Genomic DNA, 15,703 nt, shown 5'->3' with positions numbered 1-15,703 from the left:
CGCGCCGCACCGCCAACGCCCGCGCCCTGCCCGGTTCATGTCCGGAGCAGTTTTGAATACACAGGCAAACGAAGACTGGATCGCCCGCAGCCTGCGCGCTGTGTGGCATCCCTGTACGCAGATGAAGCATCACGAGCGCTATCCGCTCGTGGCCGTATCGCGCGGCGCCGGCGCGTGGCTTTACGACCGCGCCGGACACCGCTATCTCGACGCGATCAGTTCGTGGTGGGTAAATCTGTTCGGCCACGCAAACCCGCGCATCAACGCGGCGCTGAAAGATCAGCTCGACACGCTGGAACACGCGATGCTCGCCGGTTGCACGCATGAGCCCGCAATCGAACTCGCCGAACGTTTGAGCGCGCTCACGCAGAACACGCTCGGTCACGCATTCTTCGCGTCGGACGGCGCGTCGGCCGTCGAAATCGCGCTGAAGATGAGCTTCCATTCGTGGCGCAACCGCGGCTACGACTTCAAGCGCGAGTTCGTCTGCGTCGCGAACAGCTACCACGGCGAAACAATTGGCGCGCTCGGCGTCACCGACGTCGCGCTGTTCAAGGACGCCTACGATCCGCTGATCCGCAATGCGCACGTCGTCGCGTCACCCGACGCCCGTTTCGCGCGCGAAGGCGAAACGGCCGCCGACGTCGCGCAGCGCGCGCTCGCCGACGTGCGCTCGCTGTTCGAATCGCGTGCCGACAACATCGCCGCGTTGATCGTCGAGCCGCTCGTGCAATGCGCGGCGGGCATGTCGATGCACGACGCGTCGTATATAGCAGGCTTGCGCGCGCTCTGCGACCGCTACGGCGTTCATCTGATCGCCGACGAGATCGCCGTCGGCTGCGGACGCACGGGCACGTTCTTCGCCTGCGAACAGGCCGGCGTGTGGCCGGATTTCCTGTGTCTGTCGAAGGGCATCAGCGGCGGCTATCTGCCGCTGTCGATCGTACTGTCTCGTGACGAGATCTTCGCCGCCTTCTACGACGACGACACCACGCGCGGCTTTCTGCATTCGCATTCGTACACGGGCAACCCGCTCGCGTGCCGCGCGGCGCTCGCCACGCTCGACCTGTTTGGAAGCGACAACGTGCTCGCCGCGAACGAAAAGAAATCGGCGGCACTGCGCGCCGCGCTCGAACCGCTCGCGCAACACGCGCAGGTACGCAATCTGCGCCAGCGCGGCACGATCATCGCGTTCGATGCCGTCATCGACGATACCCATGCCGCGAAGACCTTCTCGCGCCGCTTCTTCGAGAACGCATTGCAGCGGGAATTGCTGCTGCGCCCGATCGGCACGACGGTGTACCTGATGCCGCCGTACATTCTCGACGACGAAGAAATCGCGCTGCTGGCCGAACGCACGCGCGCCACCTTCGACGCGACATTGACGGAGGCGCGCTGATGCACTTGCTCGAAACACTAGAACAAGACTTGCAGGACATCGACGCACGCGGCCTGCGCCGCCGCCGCCGCACGGTCGACTCGCCGTGCTCCGCGCATATGACCGTCGACGGCCGCAACATCATCGGCTTTGCGAGCAACGACTATCTGGGTCTCGCCGCGCACCCGCTGCTGGTCGCGGCGATTGCGGAAGGCGCGCGCCGCTACGGCGCGGGCAGCGGCGGCTCGCATCTGCTCGGCGGCCATTCGCGCGCGCACGCGCAACTCGAAGACGACCTCGCCGAATTTGCGGGCGGCTTCATCGACAATCCGCGCGCGCTGTATTTCAGCACCGGCTATATGGCGAATCTCGCGACGCTCACGGCGCTCGCGGGCCGTGGCACCACGCTGTTCTCCGATGCGCTCAATCACGCATCGCTGATCGACGGCGCGCGGCTGTCGCGCGCCGACATCCAGATCTATCCGCACGGGAATGCCGAAGCGTTGAGCGCGATGCTCGAAGCGTCGGAGGCCGCGGTAAAGCTGATCGTCACCGACACCGTCTTCAGCATGGACGGCGATATCGCACCGCTCGCGCGTCTTCTCGAACTTGCGGAACGGCACGGCGCATGGCTCGTCGTCGACGATGCGCACGGCTTCGGCGTGCTCGGCCCGCAAGGTCGCGGCGCGATCGCAGAGGCGGCGTTGCGCTCGCCGCATCTGATCTCCATCGGCACGCTCGGCAAGGCGGCGGGCGTGTCCGGCGCGTTCGTCGTCGCGCACGAAACGGTGATCGAATGGCTGGTGCAACGCGCGCGTCCGTATATCTTCACGACGGCGTCAGTGCCGTCGGCGGCGCATGCCGTATCGGCGAGCCTGCGCATCATCGGCGGCGACGAGGGCGAGCATCGTCGCACGCATCTGCGCGCGCTGATTGGCCGCACGCGCGAGATGATGAAGCGCACGCCGTGGCTGCCCGTCGATTCGCATACCGCCGTTCAGCCGCTCATCATCGGTTCGAACGAGGCGACGCTCGACATTGCCGCTGCGCTCGATCGCGCGAATCTGTGGGTGCCCGCGATCCGTCCGCCGACCGTGCCCGAAGGCACGTCGCGCCTGCGCATTTCGCTGTCCGCTGCGCATTCGCACAACGATCTCGACCTGCTCGAAAGTGCGCTGACGAAGACTGCGGAGGCGGCCGTATGAGCAACGCACTGTCCCTCTTCGTCACGGGCACCGATACGGAAATCGGCAAGACCCTGGTTTCGGCAGCGCTGTTGCGCGGTTTCGCGCGCGAAGGACTGCGCGCGACCGCGATGAAGCCGATCGCGGCGGGCGCGTCGCTGGTGGACGGCGTGCTGCACAACGAAGACGCCGATCAGCTCGACGCAGCCGCCAATGTGCTGCTGCCGCGCGAGATTCGCACGCCGTACATGCTCAGGGAACCCGCAGCGCCGCATATTGCCGCCGCGCTCGACAACGTGGTGCTGGACATGACGCGTATCGTCGACGCGCATGGCGCGGCGCTGCAAATGGCCGATGTCGTCGTCGTGGAAGGCGTCGGTGGCTTTCGCGTGCCGCTCACCGACGCGCACGACACCGCCGATCTCGCGTTCGCATTGAATCTGCCCGTGGTGCTGGTCGTCGGCATGCGGCTGGGCTGCATCAGTCATGCGCTGCTGACGGCGGAAGCGATCGCCGCGCGCGGCCTGACGATTGCCGGTTGGGTCGCGAACCGCGTCGACCCGTCGATGCTGTTCCCCGACGAAAACATCGCGGCGCTACGCGACCGGCTCGACCGGCAGTACGGCGCGCCGTTGCTTGGCATCGTGCCGCATCTGAGCCCTGCGTCGGCGGATATCGCCGCGACGCATCTGGACACCAACCGGCTGTTGCAGACGCTGCGTGCCGCGCAGCGCTAGCCGCGCGCGGTTTGCCTCTCGCCAGTCAAACGCCTTCAAGAAATCAGATCATCGAGGATCGATCCCATGAGCCATATCACTACCGCTGCACTGCCCGTCACGCCTTCGCAGGCCGCCGCCGCTGCCGATGCCGCCGCCGCGCGCTGGCGCGTCGCCGACGTCGTCGCGTTGTACGAACTGCCGTTCAACGACCTGCTGTTCCGCGCGCAACAGGTGCATCGCGAGCATTTCGACGCGAACACCGTGCAACTGTCCACGCTGCTGTCGATCAAGACGGGCGGGTGCGAGGAAGACTGCGCGTACTGTCCGCAATCGGTGCATCACGACACGGGGCTGAAGGCCGAAAAGCTGATGGATGTCGAAGACGTGCTGGCCGCTGCGCAAGTCGCCAAGCAAAACGGCGCGACGCGTTTCTGCATGGGCGCGGCATGGCGCAATCCGAAGGACCGGCATCTCGAACCGATCAAGGACATGATTCGCGGCGTGAAGGCGATGGGTCTCGAAACCTGCGTGACGCTCGGCATGCTCGAAACGCACCAGGCGCAGAGTCTGCGCGACGCGGGTCTCGACTACTACAACCATAACCTCGACACGTCGCCCGAGTTCTACGGCCAGATCATTTCGACGCGCACGTATCAGGACCGGCTCGAAACGCTCGAACGCGTGCGCGACGCGGGCATCAATGTGTGCTGCGGCGGCATCGTCGGCATGGGCGAGTCGCGCCGGGAACGCGCGGGGCTGATCGCGCAGCTCGCGAATATGGAGCCGTATCCGGAATCGGTGCCCATCAACAATCTGGTGCAGGTGGAAGGCACGCCGCTCACGGGTACGGAAGCGCTCGACCCGTTCGAGTTCGTGCGTTCGATCGCTGTCGCGCGTATTACGATGCCGCGCGCGATGGTGCGGCTGTCGGCTGGCCGCGAGCAGATGGATGAAGCGCTGCAGGCGTTGTGCTTTCTCGCGGGCGCGAACTCGATCTTTTATGGCGATCAGTTGCTGACTACGAGCAATCCGCAGGCGGAAGCCGACCGCAAGCTGTTGGAGCGCCTGGGTATTCGCGCGGAGGCCGCGCAGCAGATGCCGCTCGAGGGCGGGGGCTGTGAGGGGCATTGAGGTTTTTTTGCCGCGTGGCGGGTGCGGTGGTCGATGCTGGCTGAATGATGTTTTGGGGCGTTAGAGGTTTGTCCTGCGCGGACGCTTGTTGGTGTTTTGCTTTTGCTTTTGCTTTTGCTTTCGCTGGCATCCGCGATTTGTTAGCGTGCTTCATGCGTCGCCCCTGTGCGGGGCGGCACCTACTTTTCTTTGCCGCCGCAAAGAAAAGTAGGCAAAAGAAAGCGGCTCACACCGCCAGCGCTAATTCTTGCCAGAGGGCCCCCAAAGGTTCTTACGCTTCACACGGCAACCACATGACCCCACGTTCGTTGCCAGCGCACTTGCACTGCGCCTCACCCGCTTCATGCTCCCGCGTCGCAGCCGCCGCGCCAGACAGCCCGCCGCCGCCCAGGTGGCAAACTGTGTGTAGGTTGTCGCGTCGTATAGGGTAGCGCTCTTACAGGGTGGAACGCATGCGCTATCGGTCTGGAGTGAAGCATGTGGAGCACCACGGGCCGACACACAGTTTGCCACCTGGGCGGCGGAGGACTGTCTGGCGCGGCGTGTTGTGACGCGGGAGTGTGAAGCGGGTGAGGCGCAGGGAGAGAGCGTTGGCAACGCAGGTGAACAGGTGCGTTGCCGTGCGAAGGGCGGGGACGTTGGGGGCCCGTGGGCAGACGTCAAGAATTGGCGGTGTGAGCCGCTTTCTTTTGCCTACTTTTCTTTGCGGCGGCAAAGAAAAGTAGGTGCCGCCCCGCACAGGGGCGACGCGTGAAGCACGCTAACGTAACGCGGATGCCAGCGAAAGCAAAGGCAGAGGCAAACCGCGGATGCCAGCACCAAAACAGGCAAACCACCCAGCGTCGCAGACAAGACCCCCCCAGCGCTCTGCGCCTATTTCCTGTCTACGATGATCTGATCGAACGTACCCCCATCTGCGAAATGCGTTTGCTGCGCCTTCTGCCAACTGCCGAACACCTGTTCGACGGTGAACGTCTTCAGCGGCTTGAACTCGCTCGCATGCTTCGCAAGCACGGCAGGATCCCGCGGACGCAAGTGGTGCTGCGCGATGATCTCCTGCGCGGGCGCCGTGTACAGATAGTCGACATACGCCTGCGCTTCCTTACGCGTGCCACGCTTGTCGACGACCTTGTCGACGATCGCGACGGGCGGCTCGGCCAGAATGCTCATCGACGGATACACGGCCTCGAAACTGCCCGCGCCCACGCCCGTGTCGATCAGCGACACTTCGTTTTCGAACGTCACCAGCACGTCGCCGATGTCGCGCTGCGTGAACGTCGTCGTCGCGCCGCGCCCACCCGTATCGAGCACCGGCACGTTGCGGAAGATCGCCTTCTCGAAATCGAGCGCCTGTGCATCCGTTGCGCCATTCTGCTTCTTGTAACCCCACGCGGCCAGATACGTGTAGCGGCCATTGCCCGCCGTCTTCGGATTCGGAATCACGACCTGCACACCGGGCTTCGCCAGATCGTCCCAGTCCTTGATGTGCTTGGGATTGCCCTTGCGCACGAGGAACACCATCGTCGTCGTGTACGGCGCACTGTGGTCCGGCAGGCGCGCCCGCCAGTTCGCGGGCACGAGCTGGCCACGCTCGGCCAGCAGATCGATGTCGTTCGGCTGGTTCATCGTCACGACGTCAGCCTGCAACCCCTGCAACACCGACAGCGCCTGTGCGCTCGACGCACCGTGCGACTGTTTGACCGAGACCGTCTCGCCGCTCTTCTGCTTGTACGCCGCAATGAAGCCCGGATTGATGTCCTTGTACAGCTCGCGCGTGACGTCGTACGACACGTTCAGCAGCGATGCATCCGCACGCGCGCCCTGCGCAGCGCCGAGCGAAAGCGTCAACGTCATGAAGCCAACCACGAGCCTGCGCGTTTGATCCCCTCTGCCTGCCATCTTTTCCCCGCTTGTCAATGATGAAGCATGTCGCCGCGACGTTGCAGCTGGAGCAGCGATTCTAGCGGATCGATTCGTGAGAACGCGTGGATAAATTCCTACGTCGTCCGGCCAGGTTTCTCGACTTGATAGCCGCGCGTACGATTGGTTCGTAACGGTGCACGCGAAACGCGGATCGTCGCGTTGCAGCGCAATTTGCCGTTGTTCGTCCGTTGGGTTTCTGATCATTCAGAACCCTACTTAAGAAAGATTTTGCTTAGGATGATACGAATGGAAACGCTAGAAAAACCCCTTGTGAAGCACCGCTTTCACACGCTTCGACTGATCCACGGTGGTCTCAATATGGAGGCACGCATGACCCGGGCTGAAACCACAATCGAACATATTCTCCAGGACCTCGAAGACCTCAAACGTGAAGTGCGAGAGTTGAGGGCCTACGTCGACCAGCGCTTCAGTGCGCTGGAAAGTATCATGCGCACCGAATTCCGCCTGCTATGGGCGGCGAACTTCGCGCTCGCCGGTCTGCTGGCCAAGGGCTTCCACTGGATCTGACAAATATGACCTTGCCAGGCCGCAGGCTAGCCGACTACCTGCGTGGCAAGCGCCTCGCTATCATCGTGAAACCGTAGCGGCGCGGCGCAATGCGCGAGCGTGTCCACGAAGTATTTCGCGCGCGGCCACGGTCCAAAGCCCGCGGCAGTATTGATGTGACCTGCATCGCCCAGATTGACGAACGCGCTGCCCAGATGCCTTGCCAACTCGCGCGCGTCGGCAAGCGCCATCCACGGGTCGGTCTCGCTGCCGATCAAAATGGAAGGCACGCCAAGACGGCGTGCGTCGAATGCACCCGCAAACTCGAACTTCTTCGGGCTGGCAGGCGCGACGAATAGCACGCCCGCTATATCGGCAACTGGCACGCCCTGTTGCAACGCATGCACGGCGGCGAGGCACCCGAAGCTATGCGCCGCAAGCACAAACGGCCCGCGCTCCCTGGCCAGTACATCGCGCACCGCCTGCGCCCATCTTGCGAGATCCGGTGCGTCCCAATCCGTCTGCTCGACTCGCAAGGCACGCGGAAACTGACGCTCCAGCCAGGTTTGCCAGTGTGCCCCTTCGCTGCCGTGCAAGCCCGGCACGGTCACGAGCCTTGGCGGCCAGATCGATCGGGTGCACGAAAACATGATTCTTTCCTCGTAGCGGGAATCTGGAAATCATTGTCGCGTGGGCGGCGCATGGCTTGAACCAATTTTTCGTGCTTTGCATATCGCCGTGCCGCTGCGCGTGCCCGCTCGCGCCCGCATCGTGCGCCTCGCGTCCGCGGGAATGCGCGCGAAGGCCGGCGAAAAAGTAGAATGAAGCCTATCCATAAAAGCCGCCCGACATCTGGCGACAGCAACGCTCCACCTGCCACGCATGAAAGTCCTGTTCTATACACCGCAATCCGATGCCGATGTCTGGCTGCACGATCTGTCGCGCGTACTGCCGGGCGTCGACTTGCGCGAATGGCACCCGGGCGACAACGCCCCCGCCGATGTCGCCGTCGTCTGGAAACCGCCGCGCGAAATGCTCGCCGGCCGCGACGACTTGCGTGCGATCTTCAACCTGGGCGCCGGCGTCGACGCGATCCTGAAGCTCGAACGCGAGCATCCCGGCACGCTGCCGCGCAACGCGCAGCTCGTGCGGCTCGAAGACACAGGAATGGCGCAGCAGATGTCCGAGTATGTGATGCACGCGGTGCTGCGCTACATGCGACGCTTCGACGAATACGACCGGCTGCAGGCAGAACAGCGCTGGCATGTGCTCGAACCGCATACGCGCGAAACCTTCACGGTCGGCGTGCTCGGTCTGGGCGTGCTCGGCTCGCATGTCGCGACGACGCTCGCCGCGGCGGGCTTCCCGGTGCGTGGCTTTAGCCGCAGCGCGCGCGAAATTGACGGCGTCACGACCTTTGCGGGCGAAGCGCAGTTCGACGCGTTCCTCGATGGCCTCAGCGTGCTCGTCAATCTGCTGCCGCACACGCCCGACACGCATGGCGTGCTGAATCAGCGCAACTTCTCGAAGCTCGCGCGCGGCGCGTACCTCGTCAATATCGCGCGCGGCGCGCATCTCGTCGAACAGGATTTGCTCGTTGCACTGGAGCAAGGCCAGATCGCCGCAGCAACGCTCGATGTATTCGTCGAGGAACCGTTGCCGTCGCAGCATCCGTTCTGGACGCACCCTCGCATCTCGATCACGCCGCATATCTCGGCATTGACGCTGCGCGAAGAAAGCATTGCGCAGATTGCGCAGAAGATCGACGCGCTGATGCGTGGCGAGCCGATCGGCGGAATCGTCGATATCGGGCGCGGCTACTGAGCGCGTTGGCAGCACGATAATCTCGCGGCAAGCGCCGGTTGCCGTCGACACAGGAGACAAACATGACCATGCCACAAGCAGTGAAAATCGTCGAAGTCGGTCCGCGCGACGGGCTGCAGAACGAGAAGGAATTCGTACCCACTGACGTCAAGATCGAGTTGATCAATCGTCTGTCGGCGGCCGGGTTCAGAAATGTGGAAGCGGCGTCGTTCGTGTCGCCCAAGTGGGTGCCGCAGATGGCCGACGGCGCCGACGTGATGGCGGGCATCGCGCGTCGCGCGGGCACGATCTACTCGGTGCTGACGCCAAACCTGCGCGGCTTCGAAGGCGCGCTCGCCGCGCGCGCCGACGAGATCGTGATCTTCGGCGCGGCCAGCGAGGCGTTCTCGCAAAAGAACATCAATTGCAGCATTGCGGAAAGCATCGAGCGCTTCGTGCCCGTCGCGGAGGCTGCGAAGGACAAGGGCCTGCGCATACGCGGCAGCGTGTCGTGCTCGCTGGGATGTCCGTATCAGGGCGACGTGCCCGTCGCGTCCGTGGTCGATGTGGTCGAGCGTTTCGCCGCGCTCGGTTGCGACGAGATCGACATCGCCGACACGATCGGCGTCGGCACGCCGAAGCGCACGCGCGAAGTGTTCGCCGCCGTCACGCAAGTGTTTCCGCGCGAGCGTCTGTCAGGGCATTTCCACGATACTTACGGCCAGGCGCTCGCGAACATCTACGCCGCGCTGCAGGAAGGCATCGAGATTTTTCATGCGTCGGTGGCGGGCCTCGGCGGGTGTCCTTATGCAAAGGGCGCGACGGGCAACGTCGCCACGGAAGACGTGCTGTATCTGATGAACGGACTCGGCATCGAGACAGGCATCGACCTCGCGCAGGTCGTCGAGATCGGCGATTTCATTTCGACGTCGATCGGCAAGCCGAACGTATCGCGCGCGGGCAAAGCGCTGCTGGCGAAGGCGCGCAGCGAAAAGTCCACCTGCGTATGACCCATCACAGGAACCCACCACATGTCGGATAACGCAACGGTACAAACACCTCACACGCCTGATCTGGATTCGCTGCCCGATTCGGCGCGCCGCGTCGCGCTCTTGCTGCGCGAGCGCGGCCATGCCGGGCAGGTCGTGATGCTGCCGGAAACGGGCAAGACCTCGGCGGAAGCGGCGGCGGGACTGGGCTGCTCGATCGCGCAGATCGCCAAGTCGATCCTGTTTCGTCGCCGCGAAGACGACGCGCCCGTGCTGATCATCGCGAGCGGCGCGAATCGCGTGGATGAAAAGAAGGTGGCCGCGCAAGTCGGCGAGATTGCGCGCGCGGACGCGAAGTTCGTGCGCGAAAAGACGGGTTATGCGATCGGCGGCGTGTGTCCGATCGGTCACGCAACGACGCCCGTCACGCTGATCGACGCCGATCTCTTCACGCTCGACAGCCTGTGGGCCGCCGCCGGTCATCCGCACGCCGTGTTCAACCTGACGCCGCAGGAACTGGCCACGCTGACGGGCGCACCCGTCATCGACGTGGCGTTGCGCGAGACGGCATGACAGCCGACACCGCTCGCGTTCAGGACCCGGCACAATCCATCGCGCCCGTTCCTTCGCCATGCATCAACGTGTGCCGGATGAACCCGTCCACGGGGCTGTGCGACGGTTGCCTGCGCACGATCGACGAAATCGCAAACTGGTCTTCGTTCGACGACGCGGCAAAGCGCGCGGTGTGGGATGCAATCGACAGGCGCCACGTGGACTTCATGGCGAAGCAAGCACCGAAACGCGAGACGAAAACATGAACACGCCGCCGCGCGTCGTCACCGTCGGCGAGACATTCAGCGCGACGCTGAGCCTTGCTGCGGAATCGATCAAATCGTTCGCCACGCTCGTGAACGACCTCAACCCGCTTCATCACGACGACGCGTACGCGGCGCAAAGCCGCTTCGGCGGCCTGATCGCCTCCGGCACGCAGCCGACCGCGCACTTCATGGCGCTGCTCGCCACGCACTACTCGACCTACGCACAGCCGCTTGGGCTCGAGTTCGACATCAAGCTGAAGAAAGCCGCGCACAGCGGCGACACGCTGACGATGACCTGGCGCGTCGTCGGCGCATTCTGGAAGGCGAGTCTCAATGGCGATCTGACGCAACTCGAAGGCAGCGTCGTAAACCAGCGCGGCGAAACGGTACTGATCGGCAAGTCGACGATACTCGTGATGCCGAAGCCCGCCGCACAGGAAGGCGGCGCATGATCGCGCTGCCTCCGTCGATACGCGTGTTCGAACGCGGCTGGCTGTCGTCGAACAACGTGCTGCTCGTCGACGATGCAAGCACGGCGCTGGTCGATACCGGCTACGCGTCGCACGCGGCGCAAACGGCGGCGCTCGTCCGGCATGCGCTCGGCACGCGGCCACTCGACCTGATCGTCAACACGCATCTGCATTCGGATCACTGCGGCGGCAACGCGCAATTGCAGGCAACGTGGCCATGCCGGACGCTGATTCCATCGACGGAAGCGGATGCGGTGCGCGAATGGGACGAGTCGCGTCTGACGTTTCGCGCAACGGGTCAATTCTGCGAACGTTTCGCGTTTTCAGACACGATCGAACCGGGCATGCGCCTGACACTCGGCACGCTCGACTGGGATGTGCTCGGCGCGCCGGGCCACGACCCGCACTCGCTGATGCTCTATTGCGCCGGGCAAAAGCTGCTGATCAGCGCGGACGCGCTGTGGGAAAACGGCTTCGGTGTGATCTTTCCAGAACTCGAAGGCGACAGCGGTTTCTCGGAGCAACAGGCCGTGCTCGAACTGATCGGCACGCTGGATGTGAAGACTGTGATTCCCGGCCACGGCGCGCCGTTTTCCGATGTGCATGCGGCGCTCGATCGCGCGTTGTCGCGGGTTGCATGGCTGCGCGCCGATCCGGCGCGCAACGCGAAAAACGCGCTGAAGGTGTTGATCGTGTTCAAGCTGCTCGACGCACGGTCGCTATCTTTCGAAGCCTTACTGCGCATGCTCGACGACGCGAGCGTGATGCGGGCCGCGGCATCGATGCTGAAGCCGCGCAGCGCATGGCCCGCACTGTTGCGTGAACTGGTAGAAGGATTGGCGGCGGAGAACGGGCCGCTGCGATTCGACGGCGAGCAGATCACTGCGCGCGCCGATTGATTCGTGGGCACGAAGCCGCGTGCACGGCCGTATAAAAAGAAAGCCGCTCGGCTTTCGGTTCGAGCGGCGCAATTACTGTTGACGTGATCAGCGTCGAAGAAATAATAACCGCGCGTAGCTTTCGAACGCATCGGTGATTTCCCTACAGATTCTTAACGTCCGACCTGACACGTTATTCGGATTCCGTACTATCGGTATGAAGTACCGTTATATGGAGTAGCGGCGCGCCGGCACGATGCGCCACCCGAGATTCACGCCGGCCGCCGCCAGCAGGATCAGCACCGCGCCGGCCACCTGAATCCACGCGAGCTTCTGGCCGAACGCGATCCGGTCGACCACGATTGCTACGACTGGGTAGATGAAGGACAGCGCGCCCGTCATCGCCGTCGGCAGTTTCTGGATTGCGCCGTACAGCAGCACGTACATGATTCCCGTGTTCACGATGCCGAGCGTGACGAGTTGCAACCAGTGCGCGCCCGTCGTGGGCAACGCGTCATACTGCACGAACGGTGCGAGCATGGCGACGCCTGTCGTCACCGTAATCAGCGCGATAAGGTGCGGCGGCGTGTTCTTCAAGTGTTTTGTAATGATGGACGAAACCGCGTACAGGAAAGCCGCGCCGACGGCATACGCGACGCCTTGCAGATATTGCCCCGGCATCGCGAGTACGGCCGGCTCCACTTTCACGACGAACACGAGTCCGACGAACGCGATCAGCAGCCAGGCGAGCGTCGATGCCGTCACGCGCTCGCGGAACACCAGCGCGCCAAGTGCGACGAGCATGAAAGGCTGCGTGCTGTAGACGGTCGTCGCCATCGAGATCGACGCGCGCGAGTACGCAGCGAACAGCAGCACCCAGTTCATGACGATGGCCGCGCTGCTGAACGTGGCGAGCGCGATCATCTTCCAGGAAAACAGCTTGCGTTTGAGCAGTCCGAGCACCGCGCAGATCAGCAAGAGCGTCGCGCCGCCGAACAGGCATCGGAAGAACGCGACGTTCAGCGCCGACTGCTGCGACGAAACGACCAGCCAGCCAATCGTCCCCGACATCAGCATCGCGAGCGTCATCTCGAACGCGCCGCGCCGCACCTCGTTGTTTGCCGCCATCTGAAAGCCTCCAGAAGAATCACATCTTGCGATCAGTGTAATTAATCTGAAGTGGCCGATACATATCTAAAATCAGGCCATCGACCAAATCCACCTTAAATGCGAAGGCCCAAATGACAAAGCGCCTTAATCCCGACACCAGGCAAGCGCCCGCGCCCACGACGCTCGACGACACCGACCGCATGTTGCTCGCGAGTCTCGCCGACGACGCGCGCCAGCCCGTCAGCGACCTCGCGCGCAATGTCGGCCTGTCGGCGCCCGCGACGGCGGACCGCTTGCGCCGCCTCGACGCGCAAGGCGTGATCGAGCGCTTCACCGTGCAGATCGATCCGCGCGCGCTCGGCTACACGCTGCAGGCGATCGTGCGCGTGAAGCCGCTGCCGGGTCAGTTGCATCTGGTGGAAGACGTGATTCGCCGCATTCCGGAGTTCGTCGAATGCGACAAGGTGACGGGCGACGATTGCTTCATCTGCCGCCTGTATCTGCGTTCGATCGATCAGCTCGACGAGATCCTGTCGAAAGTGACCGAGCGTGCGGAAACCAGCACCGCGATCGTCAAATCGACGCCGGTGCCGCGGCGCTTGCCGCCACTCGCCTGAGGCGGCGAGCGGCTCGAAAGCCCCCGGGAATCAAAGCTCGACGGCTTCGAAGAAGGACAACATCTCCGCAACGAGTTCGGCGGGCGCTTCCTCGGGAATGTAGTGGCCGCACGGCAGCGAACGGCCGCTGACGTCGCGCGCCACCTTGCGCCATTCGGCGATCGGCTCGAAGCACTTTTCGATCACGCCTTCCGCGCCCCACAGCACGCGCAGCGGACAGGCAATCTTGTGGCCGCGTTCGATATCGGCGCGATCGTGCTCGAGATCGATCGTCGCGGAGGCGCGGTAGTCCTCGCACATCGCGTGCACGGCGCCCGGCTGCCGCAAGGCCTTGCGATACTCGGCGAGCACCTCGGGCGCGAACGGCGCGAGGCCCGCGTGACGGCTGCCCATCACGCGGTCGACGTAAACGTCGGGATTGCCTTCGATCAGCGTCTCGGGCAGCGGCTCCGGCTGGATCAGGAAAAACCAGTGGAAATAGAGCGTTGCGAACGTGCGGTCGGTGGCTTCGTACATCGCGAGCGTCGGCGCGATGTCGAGCAGCATCAGGCGTTCGACGGCATCGGGAAAGTCGAGCGCCATCCGGTGCGCGACCCGCGCGCCGCGATCATGCGCGCACACCAGAAACCGCTCGTAGCCGAAGTGCCGCATCACGGCGATCTGGTCCGCCGCCATCGCGCGCTTTGAATACGCCGCGTGCGTCGCGTCGCTCGGCGGTTTCGCCGACGCGCCGTAGCCGCGCAGATCGGTCGCGATCACGGTGAAATGCTCGGCGAGTTGCGCCGCGCATCGATGCCAGATCAGATGGCTCTGCGGATGACCGTGCAGCAGCAGCAAAGGCGGTCCTGCTCCGCCCTTGACTCCATGAATATCGACGTCGCCGGCCGTGACCCGGAAAGGTGTGAAGTCCGCGAAGGGCATGACGGAACTCGTTGTCGTTGTAAATCTCGGCATTGTAGAAGGCGAGTGTGTCGCGGCGAGTGGGATAGCCCACGCTTTCGTAGAACCTGAACACTCCTTCCAACGACACCGAACGAGCAACGCGGCCCAGACTCGCCTATAATCGAACGATCGTTCTTAAATTTGAAACTCAACGGCTGTTTGAAGCGACACGTGGACGGCAGCCGCTACACTCATATCGCCGGGCATCGGATGCACCGGCATGTCGATCTGGAGACTCGCACCATGGCCTTGCCCGCCGTTCTGCAGAACCTTGCTCTGCCCGTCGTCGCCTCGCCGATGTTCATCGTCAGCTACCCCGAGCTTGTGCTTGCGCAGTGCAAGGCGGGGATCGTCGGTTCTTTTCCGGCGCTCAACGCGCGCCCGGCCGAACTGCTCGACGAATGGCTGACGCAGATTCAGACATCGCTCGCCGCGCACAAGGCGGCGAACCCGAACGCCGTGATCGGGCCGATTGCCGTGAACCAGATCGTGCATCAGTCGAATGCGCGACTGGAGCACGACATCCGCGTGTGCGTCGAACACAAGGTGCCGATTTTCATCACGAGCCTGCGTGCGCCCGCCAAGGAGATCGTCGATGCCGTACACAGTTATGGCGGCATCGTGCTACATGACGTGATCAATCTGCGTCACGCGCAGAAGGCGCTGGACGCCGGGGTCGACGGGCTGATTCTGGTCGCCGCGGGCGCGGGCGGCCACGCGGGCACGACGTCGCCGTTCGCGCTGGTCGGCGAAGTGCGGCGCATGTTCGACGGCCCGATCGTGCTGTCCGGCTCGATTGCGAACGGCGGCTCGATCCTCGCCGCGCAGGCGATGGGCGCCGACCTCGCATACATGGGCACGCGCTTCATCGCGACAAAGGAAGCGCACGCCGTTGAAGGCTACAAGCAGGCGATCATCAACGCGAATGCCGCCGACATCGTCTACACGAATCTCTTCACGGGCGTGCACGGCAACTACATCCGCGAGAGCATCCAGAACGCGGGACTCGATCCCGATGCGCTGCCCGAGTCGGACAAGACGGCGATGAACTTCGGCGGCGATAAGGCGAAGGCGTGGAAAGACATCTGGGGCGCGGGCCAGGGCGTGGGTCTGATGCACGATGTGCCTGACGTCGCCGAACTCGTCGCCCGTTTGAAGGACGAATATCAGGCAGCGAAGACTCGGCTCGGGATTGGTCGCTGAGTCGCCGGGCGGGTCCGCATGCAAAATCTGA

17 protein-coding genes are annotated in these 15,703 nt (G+C 63.8%); 13 read left to right on the top strand and 4 right to left on the bottom strand.

All coding sequences use genetic code 11. The annotated features are described in order from the left end of the window. Positions 1-52 precede the first annotated feature (52 nt). The 4 genes from bioA to bioB all read left to right on the top strand — a co-directional run bounded on the left by bioA (position 53) and on the right by bioB (position 4,412). Positions 53-1,399 (top strand): adenosylmethionine--8-amino-7-oxononanoate transaminase, encoded by a 1,347-nt coding sequence (gene bioA / locus C2L66_RS01165; protein WP_082670359.1) that lies wholly within the window; start codon positions 53-55, stop codon positions 1,397-1,399. Further along, positions 1,399-2,583 carry an 8-amino-7-oxononanoate synthase gene (gene bioF / locus C2L66_RS01160; RefSeq protein WP_060599341.1) on the top strand — a complete coding sequence of 395 codons (1,185 nt, stop codon included), beginning with the start codon at positions 1,399-1,401 and terminating at the stop codon, positions 2,581-2,583. The genes bioA and bioF overlap by 1 nt, the downstream gene beginning before the upstream one ends. After that, on the top strand, positions 2,580-3,299 hold the full coding sequence (gene bioD, locus C2L66_RS01155; protein ID WP_060599342.1) for a dethiobiotin synthase: 720 nt from the start codon (positions 2,580-2,582) through the stop codon (positions 3,297-3,299). The genes bioF and bioD overlap by 4 nt, the downstream gene beginning before the upstream one ends. Positions 3,300-3,365: 66 nt before the next feature. Beyond that, entirely contained in the window at positions 3,366-4,412 is a 1,047-nt protein-coding gene (bioB, locus tag C2L66_RS01150) for a biotin synthase BioB (RefSeq protein WP_054929556.1), read from the top strand. A gap of 873 nt (positions 4,413-5,285) precedes the next feature. On the opposite strand, the gene C2L66_RS01145 is transcribed toward bioB, so the two are convergent. After that, complete coding sequence (locus C2L66_RS01145) at positions 5,286-6,311, bottom strand: sulfate ABC transporter substrate-binding protein (protein WP_054929554.1); 1,026 nt, start codon at positions 6,309-6,311, stop codon at positions 5,286-5,288. A gap of 270 nt (positions 6,312-6,581) precedes the next feature. On the opposite strand from C2L66_RS01145, the gene C2L66_RS01140 reads away from it, so the two are divergent. Then, positions 6,582-6,863, top strand: coding sequence for a hypothetical protein (locus C2L66_RS01140; protein ID WP_054929553.1), 282 nt, complete (start codon positions 6,582-6,584; stop codon positions 6,861-6,863). 26 nt (positions 6,864-6,889) lie between these two features. Here the strand turns inward: C2L66_RS01140 and C2L66_RS01135 are convergent, their stop codons facing one another. After that, the gene (locus tag C2L66_RS01135; protein ID WP_054929552.1) at positions 6,890-7,492 is read right to left on the bottom strand and encodes an RBBP9/YdeN family alpha/beta hydrolase; all 603 of its coding nucleotides are present in this window, start codon (positions 7,490-7,492) and stop codon (positions 6,890-6,892) included. A 232-nt stretch (positions 7,493-7,724) separates the two neighbouring features. Between C2L66_RS01135 and C2L66_RS01130 the strand changes: the two genes are divergently transcribed. The 6 genes from C2L66_RS01130 (at position 7,725) to C2L66_RS01105 (ending at position 11,821) form a co-directional block, all read left to right on the top strand. Then, on the top strand, positions 7,725-8,666 hold the full coding sequence (locus C2L66_RS01130) for a 2-hydroxyacid dehydrogenase (RefSeq protein WP_060599343.1): 942 nt from the start codon (positions 7,725-7,727) through the stop codon (positions 8,664-8,666). A gap of 62 nt (positions 8,667-8,728) precedes the next feature. Beyond that, on the top strand, positions 8,729-9,655 hold the full coding sequence (locus tag C2L66_RS01125; RefSeq protein WP_060599344.1) for a hydroxymethylglutaryl-CoA lyase: 927 nt from the start codon (positions 8,729-8,731) through the stop codon (positions 9,653-9,655). Between the two features lie 21 nt (positions 9,656-9,676). Continuing rightward, on the top strand, positions 9,677-10,207 hold the full coding sequence (locus C2L66_RS01120; RefSeq protein WP_060599345.1) for a YbaK/EbsC family protein: 531 nt from the start codon (positions 9,677-9,679) through the stop codon (positions 10,205-10,207). After that, a complete protein-coding gene (locus C2L66_RS01115) occupies positions 10,204-10,452 on the top strand; it encodes a DUF1289 domain-containing protein (protein WP_035986981.1) in 249 nt (82 codons plus the stop codon). Before C2L66_RS01120 ends, C2L66_RS01115 begins: the two co-directional genes overlap by 4 nt. After that, positions 10,449-10,904, top strand: coding sequence for a MaoC family dehydratase (locus C2L66_RS01110; protein WP_060599346.1), 456 nt, complete (start codon positions 10,449-10,451; stop codon positions 10,902-10,904). Before C2L66_RS01115 ends, C2L66_RS01110 begins: the two co-directional genes overlap by 4 nt. Further along, positions 10,901-11,821 (top strand): MBL fold metallo-hydrolase, encoded by a 921-nt coding sequence (locus C2L66_RS01105; protein WP_060599347.1) that lies wholly within the window; start codon positions 10,901-10,903, stop codon positions 11,819-11,821. Before C2L66_RS01110 ends, C2L66_RS01105 begins: the two co-directional genes overlap by 4 nt. A 207-nt stretch (positions 11,822-12,028) precedes the next feature. Here the strand turns inward: C2L66_RS01105 and C2L66_RS01100 are convergent, their stop codons facing one another. After that, a complete protein-coding gene (locus C2L66_RS01100; RefSeq protein ID WP_060599348.1) occupies positions 12,029-12,928 on the bottom strand; it encodes a DMT family transporter in 900 nt (299 codons plus the stop codon). A 113-nt stretch (positions 12,929-13,041) separates the two neighbouring features. On the opposite strand from C2L66_RS01100, the gene C2L66_RS01095 reads away from it, so the two are divergent. Further along, positions 13,042-13,527, top strand: coding sequence for an Lrp/AsnC family transcriptional regulator (locus tag C2L66_RS01095; RefSeq protein ID WP_060599349.1), 486 nt, complete (start codon positions 13,042-13,044; stop codon positions 13,525-13,527). A gap of 30 nt (positions 13,528-13,557) precedes the next feature. Here the strand turns inward: C2L66_RS01095 and C2L66_RS01090 are convergent, their stop codons facing one another. After that, complete coding sequence (locus tag C2L66_RS01090; protein WP_060599350.1) at positions 13,558-14,448, bottom strand: alpha/beta fold hydrolase; 891 nt, start codon at positions 14,446-14,448, stop codon at positions 13,558-13,560. Between the two features lie 264 nt (positions 14,449-14,712). On the opposite strand from C2L66_RS01090, the gene C2L66_RS01085 reads away from it, so the two are divergent. Next, positions 14,713-15,672 (top strand): NAD(P)H-dependent flavin oxidoreductase, encoded by a 960-nt coding sequence (locus C2L66_RS01085; protein ID WP_060602379.1) that lies wholly within the window; start codon positions 14,713-14,715, stop codon positions 15,670-15,672. The last annotated feature ends 31 nt before the right edge of the window (positions 15,673-15,703 follow it).

Origin of the sequence: Paraburkholderia caribensis (assembly GCF_002902945.1) — a bacterium.
GTDB classification, from domain to species: Bacteria; Pseudomonadota; Gammaproteobacteria; order Burkholderiales; family Burkholderiaceae; genus Paraburkholderia; species Paraburkholderia caribensis.
The sequence above is the reverse complement of the archived record's forward strand: the minus strand, read 5'-3'. Positions and strand labels throughout refer to the sequence as shown.